Source organism: Massilia phyllostachyos (assembly GCF_021044825.1).
Lineage (GTDB): Bacteria > Pseudomonadota > Gammaproteobacteria > Burkholderiales > Burkholderiaceae_D > Telluria > Telluria phyllostachyos.
The window spans coordinates 1-18,752 of record NZ_JAJNOC010000004.1 but is presented as its reverse complement, the minus strand read 5'-3'; the positions used below and the strand labels follow the sequence as shown (position 1 = coordinate 18,752).

The window sequence follows — 18,752 nt, the reverse complement described above, 5'->3', positions numbered from 1 at the left end:
GTTCGTTGACCGCATGGGCAGGATCTGTCCACTCTGCGACGTCCTGGTGTCCGCACAGCTTATCGTTATGCTGAAAAATTGGGCACCGGCCTGCGCCGGTGCGACGGCCTCCAGGCTAGCGGTGGAAAGGTGCGCCTAGCGTAGCGCGGCGTGCAGTCGCCGCGCCATTCGACCCAGCAGCGCCCGCCACAGCACGCCGCCCATCGCCAACGGCCGCCGCCGGTCCGCCCCGCGCCTTGCCATGCGTTGCGGCAGGAAGAAGCGGCCGAAGGCGGACAGGCCGCTCCTGCGCAGGGTCCAGAAACAGCCGCCTGCATACACGGTCTCGAACCCATCCGCGCTGGTGAGCAGGCGCAGTGCGGTGCCGGAGAACATGGCGATGTGGGCTGCCATTTCCCTGGGCTGCAGGCGCAGGCCGTGGCGGTAGGACAGTTCCACGTTCTGGCGCAGGTCGGGCAGGTGCAGCAGCAGCGGGCGCACCACGCCCAGCATTTCGAGCAGGCGCGGCAGCCGGTAGAGGCCCTCGGCCACGTGTTCGCGGTAGCGCGAGAAGGCGGCCTTGAGTTCGCCGACCGAAGCTTGCGGCGGACGCGGCAGCGGTGGCGGGCGGTTGCGCCAGCAGGCGCCCCAGCGTTCCAGTGCGGCTTCGTGGCGCGCCGCCAGGGTGGCCGGCGTGTCGCGCTGCAGGTCGACGCGGTCGCCGGGCGCCATGAAGCGGATCAGGCCGCGCAGGGTTTCCAGCCGCGGCGCGTCCAGCAATTCGCGCGGCGCCAGCCGGCCGCCGTTGAGCCAGGCATTGTCGGCGCGCGCGAAACGCGCAAAGGAGGCCACCGGCACCACCAGCCTGGGCCGCAGCCTTTCGATCTGGGACGCCAGCCGCTCGACCGCCGCCTTGGCCGCCGCCTCGCGCGCCGCGAAGCTGTCCGGGTTGCCGCACCAGCCCATCGTACCGAAGCCCGTCAACAGCACATCGATTCGCGGCGCGATCTGGCCGATGCGTGGCAGCAGCGCCTGGCAGGCGGCGGCGGTCGGCAGCGCGCGGTCGCCCAGGCTGAGGATGTGGCGGCCGCCGGCGCCGATCAGACAGGCAGTGTCGCCGTCGCCATTGCTCAGGGCGGTCAGGCGCAGGTCGCCGGCCAGGTCGACGGTGGCGCCGTCCGGGCATTCCGCCACCGGCAGGCGCAGGCGCCGCAGCTCGTCGCCAAGGCGCAGGTCGCGTCCGGGGCGGTAGAGGAAGGTGGCGATGCCGCGGAATTCTTCCCGAAAACGGCGCAGGAAAGGCAGGACCAGGCGGTCCGGCGTGGCGCGCGAACACCAGATGTAGACCGGCACGCCGGCACCATTGAGGAGCTCGAGCAGCTCGCCCTCGCTGCCGGACGGGTCCATCAGCGCCCAGGCGTTGTCGAACACCGCGCCCTCGAGCCAGGGATCGGCCAGCAGCAGCGCGCCATCGGTGCGCACCATGAAACAGGCGTGGTTCAGGAAGGTGAAGCTGGCGCGTGGCATGGCGGCACCCGGCGGCGATAAAAGTCCAGCGTAGCCGCGCGCCACGGATGGGGCCTGATCCGCGACAATCGTGCGCCATGGACGCGTCCCTGCGAAGCTTCGCCAAATCGCATCGAAAGCTCTACAATAGATTGATCTGGAGAATCATTCTCGCACCGCCGCCAACACCTTCTGATCGGATCCTGCCGCCATGCCCCTGGACTTCTTCCTGTTCGCCCCGCCGGCCACCCTCAGCGCCACCCTGGTGGCCGCCCTGTTCGGCCTCTTGGTCGGCAGTTTCCTGAACGTGGTCATCCACCGCATCCCGAAGATGATGCAGCGCGAGTCCGATAACTATGTGGCGCAGGAAAGCGGCAAGGAGCCGCCGCACACCGACCGCTACAACCTGATGGTGCCCCGCTCGGCCTGCCCCTGCTGCGGCCACCAGATCACGGCGATGGAAAACATTCCCGTGATCAGTTGGCTGGCCCTGCGCGGCAAGTGCCGCAAGTGCAAGGCGCCAATCTCCGCGCGCTATCCGGCGGTCGAGCTGCTCACCGGCGTGCTGGCGGGCGTGCTGGTCTGGACCTTCGGCAGCGGCCTGGCGGGCCTGGCGACCCTGCTGTTCCTGTTCCTGCTGGTCGCGATGACCTTCATCGACATCGACACCCAGCTGCTGCCGGACGACCTGACCTATCCGCTGCTGTGGGCCGGCCTGCTGATCAACCTGAACGGCACCTTCGTGCCGCTGCAGGACGCCGTGATCGGCGCGGCGGCCGGCTACCTGGTGCTGTGGGCCGTGTATTGGCTGTTCAAGCTGGTGACCGGCAAGGAAGGCATGGGCTACGGCGACTTCAAGCTGCTGGCGGCGCTGGGCGCCTGGCTCGGCTGGGCGATGCTGCCGACCATTATCCTGCTGTCTTCGGTGGTGGGGGCGGTGGTCGGCATCAGCCTGATCGTGTTCGCCAAGCGCGGCCGCGACAAGCCGATTCCCTTCGGTCCCTACCTGGCGGCGGCCGGCCTGATCGCCCTGCTCTACGGCAGCGGCATCAGCGCGCGCCTGGCCGGCTTCGTGGCCGGCGCCTGAGGCCAGCATGGCCGGGCAGACCACATTGACGTTCTCGGTCGGCCTCACCGGCGGCATCGGCTGCGGCAAGACCACGGTGGCCGACATGTTCGCGGAGCTGGGCGCATCGGTGATCGACACCGACGTCATCGCCCACTCCCTGACCGCCCCGCACGGCGCGGCAATGCCGGCCCTACTGGCCGAGTTCGGCGCAGACTTCGCCACGGCGGACGGCGCCCTCGACCGCGCCAGGATGCGCGCCCTCGTATTTACGGATGCGACCGCACGCGCGCGACTGGAAGGCATCCTGCACCCGCGCATTCGCGAGGCCACGGCTGCGGCCGCCGCGATCGCGACCGGCGCCTACGTGATCTTCGTCGTCCCTCTTTTGATAGAGTCCGGCAGCTGGCGCGAGCGGGTCACACGGGTGCTGGCGATCGACTGTCCCGAGGAAATCCAGATCGCGCGGGTGATGGCCCGCAGCAGCATCAGCGAAGAGCAAGTGCGCGCCATCATGGCGGCCCAGGTCACGCGCGCACAGCGCCGCGCGGCGGCCGACGACATCATCCTGAACGACGACGGGCTCGACGCTCTATACCCTCAGGTAGAGCTGCTGCACGCCATGTACCTGTCCCAGGCAAGACAATGACATGAAAGTCCATGCAGCATTTGTAATTTTGCCCAGCATGGTTCAGAATCACGGAGTTGCTCGCCAGCCTACATTCAGAGGAATGTCATTTTGATCGTCTACGAATATCCTTTCAACGAGCGGATTCGCACGTTGTTGCGGCTGGAAGATTTGTACGAGAAGTTCAAGTTTTTTGTGCACCAAGAGCACCCGATGCAGCACCACGTGGCCCTGGCCACGATCTTCGACATGCTGGAAGTGGCCGGCCGCGCCGACCTGAAGTCCGACCTCCTGCAGGAACTCGAGCGTCAGAAGCAGAGCCTGCTCACCTACCGCAGCAACCCGAACGTCGCCGCCGAAGCCCTCGACGCCGTCCTGGCCGAACTCGATGCCGTCAGCGGCGCCCTCGTGGCCGCCCAGGGCAAGACCGGCCAGAACGTGCGCGACAACGAATGGCTGATGAGCATCCGCGGCCGCACCATCATCCCGGGCGGCGCCTGCGAATTCGATTTGCCCTCATACTATGCCTGGCAGAAGCGTCCCGCCGAACAGCGCCACGCCGACATCATGGGCTGGTTCGCCCCGCTGGCGGCGCTGTTCGAAGCCCTGGCCCTCGTGCTGCGCCTGCTGCGCGACTCCGGCGGCCCGGTCAAGATGATCGCCACCGGCGGCAGCTACCAGCAGATGTTGCAAGGCAAGGTCTACCAGATGCTGCGCCTGTCGGTCGACGAGACGCTCGGGGCGATTCCCGAGATTTCGGCCAACAAGTACATGCTGTGGGTGCGCTTCACGACCCAGGACGGCGACTGCAAGCCGAAGGCGCTCGAGGAAGACGTGCCCTTCAACCTGACCCTCTGCAATTTTTGATTCTCGATTGGTAGTGACATGACTGTTGTAGCCTGCCCGACCTGCGGCAAGAAGGTCGAATGGACCCCGGCGAACAAATTCCGCCCTTTCTGCTCGGAGCGCTGCAAGCAGATCGACCTGGGCGCCTGGGCCGAAGAGAAGTACACGATTCCCGGGGCGGCGGCGAGCGATCCGCAGGATGACAAGCTGGCGGATGATTGAGTCGGCCTGCGCCTCTAGCACGTCGTACGCGCCACTGGCGCCTACGACTTCCGGCGAAGGCCGGAACCCAATTTGACGTTCGTGGCGGACTGACGAACTTGGATCCCGGCCTTCGCCGGGATGACGTGCTACTGCTAGCCGTACTAAATTACGCTGCCGACGGATAGCGTACTTTATCCAGCCACTCTAACAGCGGAATAGTCGCCGGCAACAAGGGACTGACGCTATACGCCCCCTGCCACGCAAATGCCTGCCCTTCCAGGCTTTGCGGCTCCCCGTTCCACTCGCGGCAGATGTAGAAGTACAAGCGCACATGCGCGTGCTCGTACACGTGCTCGACGCAGCACCACGCCTCGCCGCTGAGCACCTCGATCCCCAGCTCTTCCAGGAACTCGCGCTGCAGCGCGTGGAAGATGTCCTCGCCCTGCTCGACTTTCCCGCCCGGGAACTCCCAGTAGCCCGCATACGGCTTGCCTTCCGGCCGCTGGCCCAGCAGCACGTCGCCGTTCGCGCGCATCAGGATGCCGACCGCGACGTCCACCGGCTTCTTCACTTCATGACTCATTCGTTTCACCAGCCGGCAGCTTGCCGGCATAGTCCTTCGCAAACTGCCAGGCCACGCGGCCCGAACGCGAGCCGCGCTGCAGCGCCCACTGCAGGGACGCCAATCGCGCCGACTCGATCTGTTCAGCCGTGCAGCCGAAGCTGGCCAGCCAGTGCGCCACGATCCCCAGGTAGTCGTCCTGCTTGAAGGGATAGAACGACAGCCACAATCCAAAGCGTTCCGACAGCGAGATCTTCTCTTCGACCGTCTCGCCCGGGTGCAGATCGCCGTCGTCGCCGTGCGTGTAGCCGGCATTGTCCGACAGCCTTGAAGGCATCAGGTGGCGCCGGTTCGAGGTCGCGTAGATCAGCACATTGTCCGACTGCGCCGAGATGCTGCCGTCCAGCGCCACCTTCAGCGCCTTGTAGCCGGCCTCGCCTTCTTCGAACGACAGGTCGTCGCAGAAGATCACGAAGCGCTCCGGCCGCCCCGCCACCAGGTCGACGATGTCGGGCAGATCGGCCAGGTCGGCTTTATCGACCTCGATCAGGCGCAGGCCCTGCTCGGCGAAGCCGTTGAGGCATGCCTTGATCAGCGAGGACTTGCCGGTGCCGCGCGCGCCGGTCAGCAGCACGTTGTTGGCCGGGCGGCGCAGCACGAACTGGCGGGTGTTCTGCTCGATCTGGCGCTTCTGCGCATCGACGTGCTGCAAGTCGTCCAGCTGGATGGTCGATGCGTGCAGCACCGGCGCCAGGTACTTCCCGCCGCCGCCGATGTTGCTACTAAGGCGCTTGCGCCAGCGGAAAGCAAAGCTGCGCTTCCAGTCCGGCTCGCGCGGGACCGCCGGCGGCAGCACCGCCTCGACCCGCGCCAGCACGGCTTCGGCGCGGTGCAGGAACTGCTCGAGGGGCGTCATCGCTTACGAGCGATAATCCGCGTTGATCGACACGTAGTCGTGCGACAGATCGCAGGTCCAGACGGTGGCGGTGGCGTCGCCGCGGCCCAGGGTCACGCGGGTGGTGATCTCGGACTGCTTCATCACGCGCTGGCCGTCTTCTTCCTTGTAGTCCGGATTACGGCCGCCGCTCTTCGCGACCCACACGTCGTCCAGGTAGAGATCGAGCTTGCTCACATCCAGGTCGTCGACGCCGGCATAGCCGACGGCGGCCAGGATGCGGCCCAGGTTCGGGTCCGATGCGAAGAAGGCGGTCTTGACCAGCGGCGAATGCGCGATCGCGTAGGCGATCTTGCGGCACTCCTGGACGTCGCGGCCGCCGTCGACGGTGATGGTCATGAACTTGGTCGCGCCTTCGCCGTCGCGGATGATCTGCTGCGCCAGGTTGCGCGAGATGTCGGTGACGGCTTCCTTCAGCGCTTCGTAATCGGCGCCGGATGCGCTGTCGATCGAGAGGCCGCCGGTGCCGGTCGCCATCACGATGAAGGAGTCGTTGGTCGAGGTGTCGCCGTCGATGGTGATGCTGTTGAAGGAGTGGTCGGCCGCGTGCTTCACCAGTTCGTCCAGCACCGGCTGCGCGACCTTGGCGTCGATGGCGAGATAACCCAGCATGGTCGCCATGTTCGGCTTGATCATGCCGGCGCCCTTGCTGATGCCGGTCATGGTGACTTCGTGGCCGCCGATGAGAAGCGTCCGCGAAGCCGCCTTCGGCTGGGTGTCGGTGGTCATGATCGCCTCGGCGGCGTTGAACCAGTTGTCAGCCTTCAGGTTGCTGACTGCTGCCGGCAGACCGTCGATGATCTTCTGGATCGGCAGCTGTTCGAGGATCACGCCGGTGGAGAACGGCAGCACCTGCTGCGGCTCGAGATTCATCAGCTTGGCCACTTCGGCGCAGGTGGCATTGGCGTTGGCCAGGCCTTGCTCGCCGGTGCCGGCGTTGGCGTTGCCGGTGTTGACCACCAGCGCGCGGATCGGCTGGCCGCCGGCCTTCACTGCGGCCAGGTTGGCCTTGCTGATCTGGACCGGCGCGGCGCAGAAGCGGTTCAGCGTGAACACGCCGGACACGGTCGCGCCTTCCGCCAGCTTCATGACCAGGAGGTCCTTGCGGTTGGGCTTCTTGATGCCGGCTTGGGCGAAGCCGATTTCGATACCGTTGACGGGTTTCAGGTCGGCGGCGACGGGCAGAGGGGAATTGACGGCCATGGCGATCTCATTGGAAAAATTGTCGAATGCATTATTGTACTGCCAGCGGCGCGCGATCGACGCGTGGCCGAAGATTGTGCTTGACCCTCACGCGACGTGAGGCTGCAAGCTGTTCATGGTCGAAGAACAGGAGAACGGGAATGCTGAAAGTGGGAGAACTCGCAACGCGCGCCGGCCTGACGGTCCGCACGCTGCACCATTACGACAGCCTTGGCCTCTTGCGTCCTTCGGCACGTTCCGATGCCGGCTACCGCCTCTACAACCTTGACGACGTGGCGCGCCTGCAGCAGATCCAGGCCCTGCGCGCGTTCGGCATGGGGCTGGGCGACATCGGGGCTTACCTGGACAGTCCGGCCGGCTCGCCGCTGGCCATCGTCGAACGCCAGCTGACCGCGCTGGAGCGCCAGATCCGGGAAGCGGCGCACATGCGCGACCAGCTCCGGACCCTGCGTTCGCGCCTGGCAAGCGGCGAGCAGCCGGACCTGTCCACCTGGCTGACCACTTTGGAGCACATGACGATGTACGAACACTACTTTTCGCAAGAAGAACTGGCGCGCCTGCCGCTCTACCAGAACCGCGAGGCCCAGCTGGAATGGCAGGAACTGGTGCGCACCGCCCAGACCCTGAAGGACAGCGGCACTGATCCGGCCTCGCCTGAAGCCACGACCTTCGCCGAACGCTGGCTGCGCTGCGTGGAACGCGACAGCGGCGGCGACCCGGACTTCGTGCTGCGCCTGACCACGATGGCGGCGCAAGACGCGGCCGGGGAACAGGAAATGCGCATGTCGCCGGAACTGCTCGACTACATGCGCCGCGCGATGGCCGAGCTGCGTTTCGGCGTCTACGGCCGTTACCTGTCGCAAGAGACGATCGAGCGCATGCGCCGCCACGAGCTGGCGCATTCGGATGAATGGATCGTACTGGCGAAGGAGATCCGCGGCTGCATGGCGATTGATCCGGAAGCACAGTCGGAACAGGCGAAGGGACTGGCGCGCCGCTGGTTCGGGCTGTTCACGGACATGGTGGGTGATGATCCCGAGGTGGTTGCGCAGTTCCGCAAAGCGTCGGCAAGCGAACCGCTGCTGCGCATCGGCACCGGCATCGGCGACGACGTGATCGCCTTCCTGCGCCGCGCCATGCAAAACATGCACGCCGCCTGATCAACGTCGCCCCGCGGCTCCCGCACCGTCGTACGCGCCACTGGCGCCTACGACTTCCGGCGAAGGCCGGAACCCAAGTTAAGCAAGCGTCACGGCTGCTCAACAAACTTGGGCACCGGCCTGCGCCGGTGCGACGGTCTCACGGCTAACGGCAAGTATCGGCAACCCGCTTCATGCGGATAACCGTGCGGGTACGCACCGGCGACCCCGCATCGACGTCGTCATCGATAATGTCCGCATTCTCCCGCAGCGCCGCCTCCGCCTCCTTGATCTGCTGCTCCATCCCGGCCAGCGCCTCGCGCGCCTCCGCGCGCTGCGCGGGAGTACCGGTGCTGGCCTGCTGCCGCAGCATGGCCATCAGCGGCGCCGTGCTGGCGCGCAGGTCCTGCTTGCCGCCGCGGGCGCCGCTGCGCTCTTCCTCGACGATGTTTTCCCAGTTGCGGTCATCAAGCCGGCGCATGGACAGCGTCATCTTCCCCCACGGGCAGTTGGCCACCGAAACCATGCTGTCGCCCTTCACCACGCCCGGCTTGCCGATGCAGCCGCCCGCCAGCATCTGCGCCGGAATCGCACCCGACTTGGTCGGCTGGATGCAGGTGCGCGCCGGCGTATTGCCCGGAATGTTGTACTGGCCGCTGCGCCCATCCTCGCGCTGGAAGCGGACATCCTGGTTGCTGTTGGCGTCGATGTCCCGCTGGTCGCGCGAGGTGCCGGATTCGCTCTGCGTGACGCGCAGGGTCGACGAGGTGAATTCGTACAGCCCCGGCGTCGGCACATAGCGCGGATCGGCCGCCTGCGCCTGCGATACGAGGATGGCGGCCAGGGCCAACCAGGATTTGTTCATGCTGACTCCCGTTATATGAAAACAACAGGATGGTAGGCCAGCCATGGGGCGCGCACGACTGGGCGGCCGCATTTCATGCAGCGCGGGTTCAGCGCGGAATCGACACCGCCAGCGTTTCCTTCAGCTCTTCCATTACCACATAGCTCTTCGACTGCCCCGCATCGGCCACGTGCAGGATCTCGCCCAGCAGGCGCCGGTATTCGCTCATCTCGGGAATGCGCGCCTTGATCAGGTAGTCGAAGTCGCCCGACACCAGGTGGCATTCCATCACCTCGGGCACGGCGAGCATCGCGCGGCGGAAGCGGTCGAAGGCCTTTTCGGACTTCTGGTGCAGCGTGATCTCCACGAACACCAGGATCTGCAGTCCCATCGCCTGCGGATTCACGCGCGCGTGGTAGCCTGTGATGACGCCATCGCGCTCCATGCGCTTGACCCGCTCGATGCAGGGCGTGAGCGACAGCCCGACCTGCTCGGCCAGGTCCTTCATGACGATGCGCGCGTCCTCCTGCAGCACCGACAGGATGTGGAGGTCGATCTTGTCGAGTACCCGGTTCGAATTTTTCTGGACGCGCATGAAGTTCTACTGAAAAGATGCGTAATAACAGAATCAATTATTTCACTACCCGATATATCATGGCAATCTTTTCTGAATCCGGCTTCTTTTCCCTCTAAGGATCTACCAAACATCATGCGCGTTCTCGTACTGGGCAGCGGCGTTATCGGCGTAAGCACCGCCTACTATCTGGCCAAGGCCGGCCACGACGTCACCGTCATCGACCGTCAACCCGGCCCCGCCCTGGAGACGAGTTTCGCCAACGCCGGCCAGATTTCGCCGGGCTACGCTTCGCCCTGGGCCGCGCCGGGCATCCCGCTGAAGGCCGCCAAGTGGCTGTTCCAGAAACACGCGCCGCTGGCGATCCGCCCGGACGGTTCGCTGTTCCAGCTGCAGTGGATGTGGCAGATGGTCCGGAACTGCACGGCCGACCGTTACGCGGTCAACAAGGAGCGCATGGTGCGCCTGGCCGAGTACAGCCGCGATTGCATCCGCACCCTGCGCGCGGAGACCGGCATCGCCTACGAAGGCCGCAGCCTGGGCACCATCCAGCTGTTTCGCACCCAGCAACAGCTGGACGGCGCCGCCAAGGACATCGAGGTGCTGCGCGACGCCGGCGTCGAGTACGAGCTGCTGCAGGGCCGCGAACTGGGCAAGGCCGAGCCGGCGCTGGGCAACCACGCGACCCTGGTCGGCGGCCTGCGCCTGCCGAACGACGAGACCGGCGACTGCCAGCTGTTCACCACCCGCCTGACCGCGATGGCGCGCGACCTCGGCGTGCGCTTCGAGTTCGATACAAGCATCCAGGCGCTCGACATCAGCAACGGCCAGATCACCGGCGTGCGCACCGCGAAAGGCACCTTGAGCGCCGACCGCTACGTGCTGGCGCTGGGCAGCTACTCGCGCCTGCTGCTCAAGGACCAATTCACCCTGCCGGTCTACCCGCTGAAGGGCTACTCGATCACCGTGCCGATCACGGACGAGAGCCGCGCGCCGGTGTCGACCATCCTGGACGAGAGCTACAAGATCGCCGTCACCCGTTTCGAGAACCGCATCCGCGTCGGCGGCATGGCCGAGATCGCGGGCTACAGCAAATACCTGAATCCGGCCCGCCGCGAGACCCTCGAAATGGTCGTCAACGACCTGTTCCCGGGCGCCGGCGACACCCGCCAGGCCTCGTTCTGGACCGGCCTGCGTCCGATGACCCCGGACAGCACCCCGGTGGTCGGCCCGACCCCGCTGCGCAACCTGTTCATCAACACCGGCCACGGCACCCTCGGCTGGACCATGGCCTGCGGCGCCGCCGCCGTCATCGCCGACCTGGTGAGCGGCAAGCAGCCGGCGATCCGCGCCGACGACCTCGCGGTATTCCGTTACGCCGGCGTGCCGCCGCGCCGCCCGGCGCCGGAACTGGTCAAAGCGTAATTCAACGATGGTGGATTCTGTGGACGCGTCCCGCGCGGGGGCGCAGCTAACGGTCGACCTGGGCGCGATCCGTGACAACTACCGGCTGCTGGCCGGGATGAGCAAGGGCGCCTGCGCGGCCGTCATGAAAGCCGACGCCTACGGCCTCGGCATGGAGCAGGTGGCGCCCGCGCTGGCGCTCGAGGGCTGCAGGGTATTCTTTACGGCGCACCTGCAGGAGGCGATCGCGCTGCGCCAGCTGGTGCCGGAACACTGCGTGATCTACGTGCTGCATGGCCCGCCGCCGGGAACGGCGAAAGACTTCTTCCAGTACGACCTGACGCCGGTCCTGAACGAGCCGGGCCAGCTGCAGGAATGGCGCCGGCTTGCCCACAAACTGGGCCGCGAACTGCCCGCCGCGATCCAGCTCGATACCGGCATGTCGCGCATGGGCTTCGCGCCCGCCGACCTCTCCGCGCTCGGCGACCTGGCCGGCGTGCGCCCTGCCCTCGTGATGAGCCACCTGGCTTGCGCCGACGAGCCGGACCACCCGATGAACGAAGCCCAGCGCCGCCGCTTCGATTCGCTGCGCGGCCTGCTGCCCGGCGTGCCGGCCAGCCTGGCGAATTCCTCGGGCGTGTTCCTGGGGCCTGGGTATCACTACGACCTGCTGCGGCCGGGTGCGGCGCTGTACGGCATCAATCCACAGCCTGGAAGGCCGACTCCCTTGCGGCAGGCGGTGTCGCTGCATGCGCGCGTGGTGCAGGTGCGGTCCGTGTGCGAAGGCGACGTGGTTGGTTATGGCGCGCACCATGTGTGCGCGGGTGAGCGACGGATTGCCACCGTGTCCGTGGGGTATGCGGATGGGTGGCAGCGCTCGCTGTCGGGGCGGGGGCAGGCGGCGGTCGATGGGGTGATCGTGCCGATTGTCGGCCGCGTGTCGATGGATTCGATGGGGCTGGATGTGACGGGGATTGACCCGGAGCGCGTCGTGCCGGGGGCCGAGGTGGAGTTGATGGGGCCTACGCTGCCGGTCGATGATGTGGCGGCGCTGGCTGGGACGATTGGGTATGAGGTCTTGACTCGTTTAGGTAGCCGGTTTCATCGGCGCTATCTCTGATCGTACAAAAATTGGGTACCGGCCTTCGCCGGTACGACGTTGTTTTAGTTCGCCAAAACATCAGCAACGCCATTCCTGCACCTAACTCATAGACCGTCGTACGCGCCACTGGCGCCTACGACTTCCCGCGAAGGCGGGAATCCAAGTTCGTCGAGTCATCGCAGACATAAAAAAACGGCCAGACATCTCGTCCGGCCGTTTTTCATTGATGCCCTTAAAGCAGCTTACGCCAGCTTGCCATGGCACTGCTTGAACTTCTTCCCACTCCCACAAGGGCACGGATCGTTACGCCCGACCTTCACACCCATATAGGTGCTGTGGTCTTCCGCCGCCACCCCCGCCGCATCGCTGCGCACCGGGTTCGGGTTGAGCAGTTCTTCCGGCGCCGCCGACGGGTTGAAGTCGGCGTGCTGGTAGTTGATGTTTTCCAGATGCGCCTGCTGCGCCGCCATCGCCGCTTCCGCCGCCTCGACTTCCTCGCGGGTCTGGATGCGGACCGTCATGACGGTGCGGATCACTTCGTTCTTGATCATGTCCAGCATATTGCTGAACAGCTCGAAGGCTTCGCGCTTGTACTCCTGCTTCGGGTTCTTCTGCGCGTAGCCGCGCAGGTGGATGCCCTGGCGCAGGTGGTCGAGGGCGGCCAGGTGTTCGCGCCAGTGGGTGTCGACGCTCTGCAGCATGACGTTGCGTTCGAAGCCGCCGAAGGATTCCTTGCCGACCACCGACACCTTGCTGTCGTACGAAGTCTCGGCTGCCTTCAGCACCGCTTCCAGGATGTCGTCGTCATTCAGGTTCGAATCGTCCTTCAGCATCTGCTGCAGCGGCACGTTCAGGTTCCACTCGGCAGCCAGCACCGATTCCAGCGTCGGGATATCCCACTGCTCCTCGACCGATTCGGCCGGCACGTGCTGGCGCACCAGGTCGGTGAACACGCCGCTGCGCAGCGACACGATCAGGTCGGTCATGTCGGTCGACTCGAGCAGCTCGTTACGCTGGGTGTAGATCACCTTGCGCTGGTCGTTGGCGACGTCGTCGTATTCCAGCAGCTGCTTGCGGATGTCGAAGTTGCGGGCCTCGACCTTGCGCTGGGCGGTCTCGATGGAACGGGTCACGATGCCCGCTTCGATCGGCTCGCCTTCCGGCATCTTGAGGCGCTCCATGATGGCGCGCACGCGGTCGCCCGCGAAGATGCGCAGCAGCGGGTCGTCCAGGCACAGGTAGAAGCGCGAGGAACCCGGGTCGCCCTGGCGGCCCGAACGGCCGCGCAGCTGGTTGTCGACGCGGCGCGATTCGTGGCGCTCGGTGCCGATGATGTGCAGGCCGCCGGCGTTCACCACGTGGTCGTGCAGCGACTGCCATTCGTCGCGCAGGGTCTTGGCCTGCGCGGCCTTGTCGGCCTCAAGCAGTTCCGGATTGGCTTCGATCAGCTGGATCTGCTTCTCGACATTGCCGCCCAGGACGATGTCGGTACCGCGGCCCGCCATATTGGTGGCGATGGTGATCATCTTCGGACGGCCAGCCTGGGCGATGATTTCCGCCTCGCGTGCGTGCTGCTTCGCGTTCAGGACATTGTGCGGCAGGTTCGCCTTGTTCAGGATGCTCGACAGCAGTTCCGAGTTCTCGATCGAGGTCGTACCCACGAGCACCGGCTGGCCGCGCTCGTAGCAGTCGCGGATGTCGTTCAGCATCGCGTTGTACTTCTCTTCGGCCGACTTGTACACCTGGTCCTGGCGGTCCTTGCGCTGCGACGGCTTGTTCGGCGGGACGACCACGGTTTCCAGGCCGTAGATCTCCTGGAATTCGTAGGCTTCGGTGTCCGCCGTACCGGTCATGCCGGCCAGCTTGGAATACATGCGGAAGTAGTTCTGGAAGGTGATCGAGGCCAGGGTCTGGTTCTCGTTCTGGATGCGCACGGCTTCCTTGGCTTCCACGGCCTGGTGCAGGCCGTCCGACCAGCGGCGGCCCGTCATCAGGCGGCCGGTGAATTCGTCGACGATCACGACTTCGCCGTTCTGCACCACGTAGTGCTGGTCCTTGTGGTACAGGACGTGGGCGCGCAGCGCCGCGTACAGGTGGTGGATCAGGGTGATGTTGGCGGCGTCGTAGAGCGAAGCGCCTTCCGGCAGCAGGCCCATCTTCGTCAGGATGGCTTCGGCCTTCTCGTGGCCGGCCTCGGTCAACAGGACGGTGTGCGCCTTCTCGTCCTTGGTGTAGTCGCCCGGGACTTCGATCTTGCCCTTGCCGTCCGGGGTTTCTTCGCCGATCTGCAGGGTCAGCTGTGGCGGGACTTCATTGATCTTGTAGTACAGGTCGGTGTGGTTCTCAGCCTGGCCGGAGATGATCAGCGGGGTACGCGCTTCGTCGATCAGGATCGAGTCGACCTCGTCGACCACCGAGAAATTCAGGCCGCGCTGCACGCGCTCGCGCGCGTCGTAGACCATATTGTCGCGCAGGTAGTCGAAGCCGAATTCGTTGTTGGTGCCGTAGGTGATGTCCGAGGCGTAGGCGGTCTGCTTGCTGTCGTGGTCGAGCTGCGAGAGGTTGACGCCGGTGGTGAGGCCCAGCCAGGCGTACAGGCGGCCCATCTGGTCCGCATCGCGCTGGGCCAGGTAGTCGTTGACGGTGATGACGTGCACGCCCTTGCCGGACAGGCCGTTCAGGTAGACCGGCAGGGTCGCCATCAGGGTCTTGCCCTCCCCGGTGCCCATCTCCGCAATCTTGCCCTGGTGCAGGACCATGCCGCCGATCAGCTGGACGTCGAAGTGGCGCATGCGCAGCACGCGCTTGGCCGCTTCACGGCAGACCGCGAAGGCTTCCGGCAGGATGTCGTCCAGGGTCTGGCCGTTCGCCAGGCGCTCCTTGAATTCCGGCGTCTTGGCCTGGAGTTCGGCGTCCGACAGCTTTTCCATCTGCGGCTCGAGCGCGTTGATCTGACGCACGGTCTTTTGGTATTGCTTGAGCAGTCGCTGGTTACGGCTGCCGAAAATCTGGGTCAGGAATGACATGCTTAATTTCTGGATAAAAGGTGCTGCAACGCCGCGAAAAGAGCCCGGGCTGGATCGTCTGTACGACCCGCCGAAGACCGCCTATGGCAAAAAGCTACTGATTTTATCATGCGATCCGGCCACACTTGGGGCCAATAGCAAGGATCACAAGACCAGACCATGATCGATAGGCAATAATTTATTTGCCCTCTGGAAATAACATATTGAAATCGATGTCGATCCGGTTCGCCAGCACGGTGGCGTCATGATAAAGGAAGAGGACCTCGTCATCGCTCCCCGGCACGAACAGCAGGGCGCGCAGGCGCGCCAGCTCGCCCTGCGACAGGCTTTCCAGCGCATTGGTCCCGACCAGCACCACCTCGCGGTGGTAGCGCGCGAACATCGGCAGGGCGTTGTAGCCGAAGGAATCGGTCACCAGCACCAGGCGCGGGCCCAGGCCGGGCGCGCTGTTGACGTAGCGCCCGATCAGGTAGAGCTTGTCCATGATCGGCTTGATCTCGGGGAAGCAGTCGGGGCCATAGCAGGGGGTGATGGTGCTGCCCGCGAAATCCGCGTGCTCGACCATGGCGTTGCGCTCGATCCCGGGGAACATGAAGCCGACGTCGGACGGCGTGTCGCGCGCCACCAGGTTGATCGGCGTGCCGGTCTCCAGGCCGCGGCGCCAGAAATGCTGCTCGGCCAGCGCCGCCACCGCGCCGGCGCCGGCATTCCCCCAGTGGAAGAAGTTCTTCGGGAACAGCGTGACGCGCTCGCGCATGGCGCGCATCTCATGCAAGGGGAAATAGACCAGCGACCGTGCCGCGGGCGACAGTTCCGGCGCCTTCAACAGGCCGGCCATGGGCACCTTGTCCGGATCGCAGCGTTCGGCGGCCCAGGCCGGCATCTGCTCGCGGTACACCGCCGGCGCCGACGGCACCACCAGCAGCTTGCCCGGAATCCCGCGTGCGCGCATGGTGCGCTCGAAACGATTCAGGTCGTTCAGCACGCGCGCGCGGCGGTCGAACTGCCAGCCGCAGGCGACCAGCGCCTTGTAGCGTTCGCCTTGCGCGTCGTGGGCGACCAGGAACAGGCGGTCGTCGCTGCCGGCGACGATGCGGGTGGTCGGGAAGCGCTCGAACAGCGCATAGCGCAGGCGCGCGAAGCCCGTGACCATCTGCGGCCGCCAGCCGAAGTGATCGTTCACCCAGGCTTCGGCCTTGGCCGGCCAGGCCAGCGCTTCCTCGATGTTCTGCGGCCTGCCCGCGGCCGGCGCCAACTCTCGCCGCTCGACGCTGGGGTCGACCGGCCACAGCACGGCGGCCGCCATCGGCAGGGCCAGGAAGCCGGTCAGGACCAGCTTGGCGGCGTGGGCGCGCAGGGCGCCGGCGGTTTGTCGGATCACGCCCATGCTCAGAACCGGTAATAGAGGAAGGGATTATAGGTGCCGCTGGCCAGGCTGCAGGCGCACAGGGCGACGCAGGCCAGGGCCAGCGGCAGGCCGGCCCAGCGTCCCGGCGCGCGCGGCGCCGGCACGCCGGGCGCGCGCCCGGTCGGCAGCAGCGCGAGCGCCAGGCCGACGCCGAGCGTGACCAGCTCGAGGAGGCCGATCTCGGCCTGCCAGGGATGGCCGCCGGGGTTGGCCGCCCTGCCCGCCAGCGCGCCGAAATAGCCGAGCGCCGCATCCAGGTCGGCCGCGCGGAACCAGACCCAGCCGAGCATGACCAGGAACAGGGTCCAGGCCTGGGCCGCCACCCTCGGCAGGCGCTCGAGCAGGCCGCGCACGCCCATGCGCTCGACGATCAGCCAGGCGCCGTGCCAGATGCCCCACAGGACGAAGGTCCAGGCAGCGCCATGCCACAGGCCGCACAGCAGGAACACCAGGCCGAGATTGAAGTAGGTGCGCAGCGGGCCGCGGCGGTTGCCGCCCAGCGGAATGTAGAGGTAGTCGCGGAACCAGGACGACAGGCTGATGTGCCAGCGCTGCCAGAACTCGGTCACCGAGCGCGCCGAGTACGGGCGGTCGAAGTTGGGCGGGAAGCTGAAGCCCAGCATGTGGCCGAGGCCGATCGCCATGTTCGAGTAGCCGCAGAAATCGTAGTAGATCTGCAGGGTGTAGCACAGCAGGCCGAGCCAGGCGGTCAGCACCGACAGCTCGCCATGGTCGGCGCCGAACAGGCGGTCGGCGGGCAACGCCAGGGTGTTGGCGATCAGGACCTTCTGCGCCAGGCCGATGGCGAAGATCCGGAAACCGGCCAGCAGGCGCTCGTTGCCCAGCACCCGTTCGCCCATCTCGCCGGCGATCTGGCGGTAGCGCACGATCGGGCCGGCGATCAGCTGCGGGAACAGGGCTTTATAGGTGGCGAACTTGAAAAAGCTCGGCTGGGCCGCGACGTCGCCGCGGTACACATCGATAAGGTAGGAAATGCCCTGGAAGGTAAAGAAGGAAATTCCGAGCGGGAGCGTGATGTGCGGCACCGGGATGCCGGCCGCCAGCGCGCTGTTGATGGCCTGCGCCAGGAAGCCGGCGTACTTGAACCAGGCCAGCATGGCGAGATTCGCGCCCACGCCCAGCGCCAGCCAGCCTTTGCCGCGGGCGCGGTCGCGCGCGATCGCCATGCCGGCGCCGTAGTTGATCACGGCCGACAGCAGCAGCAGCGGCACGAAGCGCGGCTCGCCCCAGGCGTAGAACACCAGGCTGCCCAGCAGCAGCACCGCGTTCTTCCACGGCAGCAGGTAGTACAGGGCCAGGAAGCTGGGCAGGAAAAAGAACAGGAAAACGATCGATGAGAACAGCATGGGGCGTGGTCGCAGGCGACAGCAACGCGCCATCGATTCCGACAATTGTAGGAATAATGTTAAGGCGAGGCAAGTTTGATGCGGGATGAGCCTGGCGCGAACCTGTCTTGCGTTATCACCATGCCATTGCAAATGTCCTGTGCTGTGGTATGTTCCCTCCTGTTCCTGCCCTCTTCGCTCATCGCCTCCACGTGCATATCTACGGTACCAAGAACCGGCAAACGTCGATCGTCGCCACCGACTTTTTGCGCGCCAACGACCGCATGGCCAGCCTGCTGCCGGCCGCCATGCGCATGGCGCGCCTGCAGTCGGACTGCGCCGCCATCCTGCCCCTGCTGGCCGGGAATACCGACGTGATCGCCTTCCACGAAGGCACCCTGGTGCTCGCCGTGCCGAGCTCGGCCGTGGCGGCGCGCATGAAGCAGATGGTGCCCAAGCTGCAGTCGGCGCTGAACGCCAAGGGCTGGCCGGTGGAATCGATTCGCCTCAAGGTGCAGGTGGCGCGCGCCATGCCCGCCAGGCCGGAAATGCGCACGCTCGAGCTGCCGCCGACGGCGGTGCAGGCTTTCGAGGAGCTGGCGGAGTCGCTGGAGGAGACCAGCCAGAACAAGGGGCTGGTGGCGGCGTTGAGGAGGCTGGCGGAGAAGAGGAAGTAGCTGGGGGGGGAAGGATGCGATAGCGGTTCGGGACGAACTTGGGTTCCGGCCTTGAACTGCCACACGAAAGTTGGACAGTAAATTGTCCACTTTCGAGGGGTAGATGGTTAAGTACACAGAGAAGAGCAAGCTCAAGGTCATCAAACGGTATCTGGATGGACAGATTGGATATCACCGGCTGTCCGCGGAGGTCGGCATCCCTGCGTTCACGATTCGACGCTGGGTAGATGCGTATCGGTTGCACGGCGATGGGTCGTTCGCACGGCGCCGAGATCATTACCCT

The 18,752-nt window shown here is 65.8% G+C and carries 18 protein-coding genes; 9 read left to right on the top strand and 9 right to left on the bottom strand.

Going from position 1 to position 18,752, the window contains the following annotated elements; genetic code table 11:
- Positions 1-135: 135 nt before the first annotated feature.
- Positions 136-1,506: a hypothetical protein gene (locus LQ564_RS13370; protein ID WP_231058600.1), complete on the bottom strand. Its 1,371-nt coding sequence runs from the start codon at positions 1,504-1,506 to the stop codon at positions 136-138.
- Between the two features lie 190 nt (positions 1,507-1,696).
- On the opposite strand from LQ564_RS13370, the gene LQ564_RS13365 reads away from it, so the two are divergent.
- The 4 genes from LQ564_RS13365 to yacG all read left to right on the top strand — a co-directional run bounded on the left by LQ564_RS13365 (position 1,697) and on the right by yacG (position 4,247).
- Positions 1,697-2,572, top strand: coding sequence for a prepilin peptidase (locus tag LQ564_RS13365; protein WP_231058599.1), 876 nt, complete (start codon positions 1,697-1,699; stop codon positions 2,570-2,572).
- Positions 2,573-2,579: 7 nt separating this feature from the next.
- Positions 2,580-3,200 carry a dephospho-CoA kinase gene (coaE, locus tag LQ564_RS13360; protein WP_231058598.1) on the top strand — a complete coding sequence of 207 codons (621 nt, stop codon included), beginning with the start codon at positions 2,580-2,582 and terminating at the stop codon, positions 3,198-3,200.
- 90 nt (positions 3,201-3,290) lie between these two features.
- Positions 3,291-4,046, top strand: a complete 756-nt coding sequence (gene zapD, locus LQ564_RS13355; protein ID WP_231058597.1) for a cell division protein ZapD — start codon at positions 3,291-3,293, stop codon at positions 4,044-4,046.
- Positions 4,047-4,064: 18 nt separating this feature from the next.
- Positions 4,065-4,247 (top strand): DNA gyrase inhibitor YacG, encoded by a 183-nt coding sequence (gene yacG, locus LQ564_RS13350; RefSeq protein WP_231058596.1) that lies wholly within the window; start codon positions 4,065-4,067, stop codon positions 4,245-4,247.
- 148 nt (positions 4,248-4,395) lie between these two features.
- On the opposite strand, the gene mutT is transcribed toward yacG, so the two are convergent.
- The 3 genes from mutT to argJ are packed head-to-tail and all read right to left on the bottom strand — an operon-like array spanning position 4,396 to position 6,949.
- Entirely contained in the window at positions 4,396-4,812 is a 417-nt protein-coding gene (gene mutT / locus LQ564_RS13345) for an 8-oxo-dGTP diphosphatase MutT (RefSeq protein WP_269143534.1), read from the bottom strand.
- A complete protein-coding gene (locus LQ564_RS13340) occupies positions 4,802-5,707 on the bottom strand; it encodes an ATP-binding protein (RefSeq protein WP_231058595.1) in 906 nt (301 codons plus the stop codon). The genes mutT and LQ564_RS13340 overlap by 11 nt, the downstream gene beginning before the upstream one ends.
- A gap of 3 nt (positions 5,708-5,710) precedes the next feature.
- Positions 5,711-6,949, bottom strand: coding sequence for a bifunctional glutamate N-acetyltransferase/amino-acid acetyltransferase ArgJ (argJ, locus tag LQ564_RS13335; protein ID WP_231058594.1), 1,239 nt, complete (start codon positions 6,947-6,949; stop codon positions 5,711-5,713).
- 140 nt (positions 6,950-7,089) lie between these two features.
- Between argJ and LQ564_RS13330 the strand changes: the two genes are divergently transcribed.
- Positions 7,090-8,109 carry a MerR family transcriptional regulator gene (locus LQ564_RS13330; RefSeq protein ID WP_231058593.1) on the top strand — a complete coding sequence of 340 codons (1,020 nt, stop codon included), beginning with the start codon at positions 7,090-7,092 and terminating at the stop codon, positions 8,107-8,109.
- Positions 8,110-8,254: 145 nt separating this feature from the next.
- Here the strand turns inward: LQ564_RS13330 and LQ564_RS13325 are convergent, their stop codons facing one another.
- Together LQ564_RS13325 and LQ564_RS13320 are read right to left on the bottom strand one after the other, a co-directional pair.
- Positions 8,255-8,953, bottom strand: coding sequence for a hypothetical protein (locus tag LQ564_RS13325; protein ID WP_231058592.1), 699 nt, complete (start codon positions 8,951-8,953; stop codon positions 8,255-8,257).
- An 88-nt stretch (positions 8,954-9,041) separates the two neighbouring features.
- A complete protein-coding gene (locus LQ564_RS13320) occupies positions 9,042-9,527 on the bottom strand; it encodes an Lrp/AsnC ligand binding domain-containing protein (RefSeq protein ID WP_231058591.1) in 486 nt (161 codons plus the stop codon).
- Between the two features lie 114 nt (positions 9,528-9,641).
- Here LQ564_RS13320 and LQ564_RS13315 point away from each other — a divergent pair, with 114 nt between their 5' ends.
- Together LQ564_RS13315 and alr are read left to right on the top strand one after the other, a co-directional pair.
- Positions 9,642-10,931: a D-amino acid dehydrogenase gene (locus tag LQ564_RS13315; RefSeq protein ID WP_231058590.1), complete on the top strand. Its 1,290-nt coding sequence runs from the start codon at positions 9,642-9,644 to the stop codon at positions 10,929-10,931.
- 19 nt (positions 10,932-10,950) lie between these two features.
- Positions 10,951-12,030: an alanine racemase gene (gene alr / locus LQ564_RS13310; RefSeq protein WP_231058589.1), complete on the top strand. Its 1,080-nt coding sequence runs from the start codon at positions 10,951-10,953 to the stop codon at positions 12,028-12,030.
- Between the two features lie 224 nt (positions 12,031-12,254).
- Here alr and secA read toward each other — a convergent pair whose 3' ends face one another.
- The 3 genes from secA to LQ564_RS13295 all read right to left on the bottom strand — a co-directional run bounded on the left by secA (position 12,255) and on the right by LQ564_RS13295 (position 17,813).
- On the bottom strand, positions 12,255-15,038 hold the full coding sequence (gene secA, locus LQ564_RS13305; protein ID WP_231058588.1) for a preprotein translocase subunit SecA: 2,784 nt from the start codon (positions 15,036-15,038) through the stop codon (positions 12,255-12,257).
- A 178-nt stretch (positions 15,039-15,216) separates the two neighbouring features.
- Positions 15,217-16,419 carry an alginate O-acetyltransferase AlgX-related protein gene (locus LQ564_RS13300; protein WP_231058587.1) on the bottom strand — a complete coding sequence of 401 codons (1,203 nt, stop codon included), beginning with the start codon at positions 16,417-16,419 and terminating at the stop codon, positions 15,217-15,219.
- An 8-nt stretch (positions 16,420-16,427) separates the two neighbouring features.
- Positions 16,428-17,813, bottom strand: a complete 1,386-nt coding sequence (locus LQ564_RS13295) for an MBOAT family O-acyltransferase (protein WP_231058586.1) — start codon at positions 17,811-17,813, stop codon at positions 16,428-16,430.
- Positions 17,814-18,004: 191 nt separating this feature from the next.
- Between LQ564_RS13295 and LQ564_RS13290 the strand changes: the two genes are divergently transcribed.
- Both LQ564_RS13290 and LQ564_RS13285 read left to right on the top strand, forming a co-directional pair.
- Entirely contained in the window at positions 18,005-18,469 is a 465-nt protein-coding gene (locus tag LQ564_RS13290; protein ID WP_231058585.1) for a DciA family protein, read from the top strand.
- Positions 18,470-18,572: 103 nt separating this feature from the next.
- On the top strand, positions 18,573-18,752 hold a 180-nt coding region (locus LQ564_RS13285), incomplete at its 3' end, for a transposase (protein ID WP_231058584.1).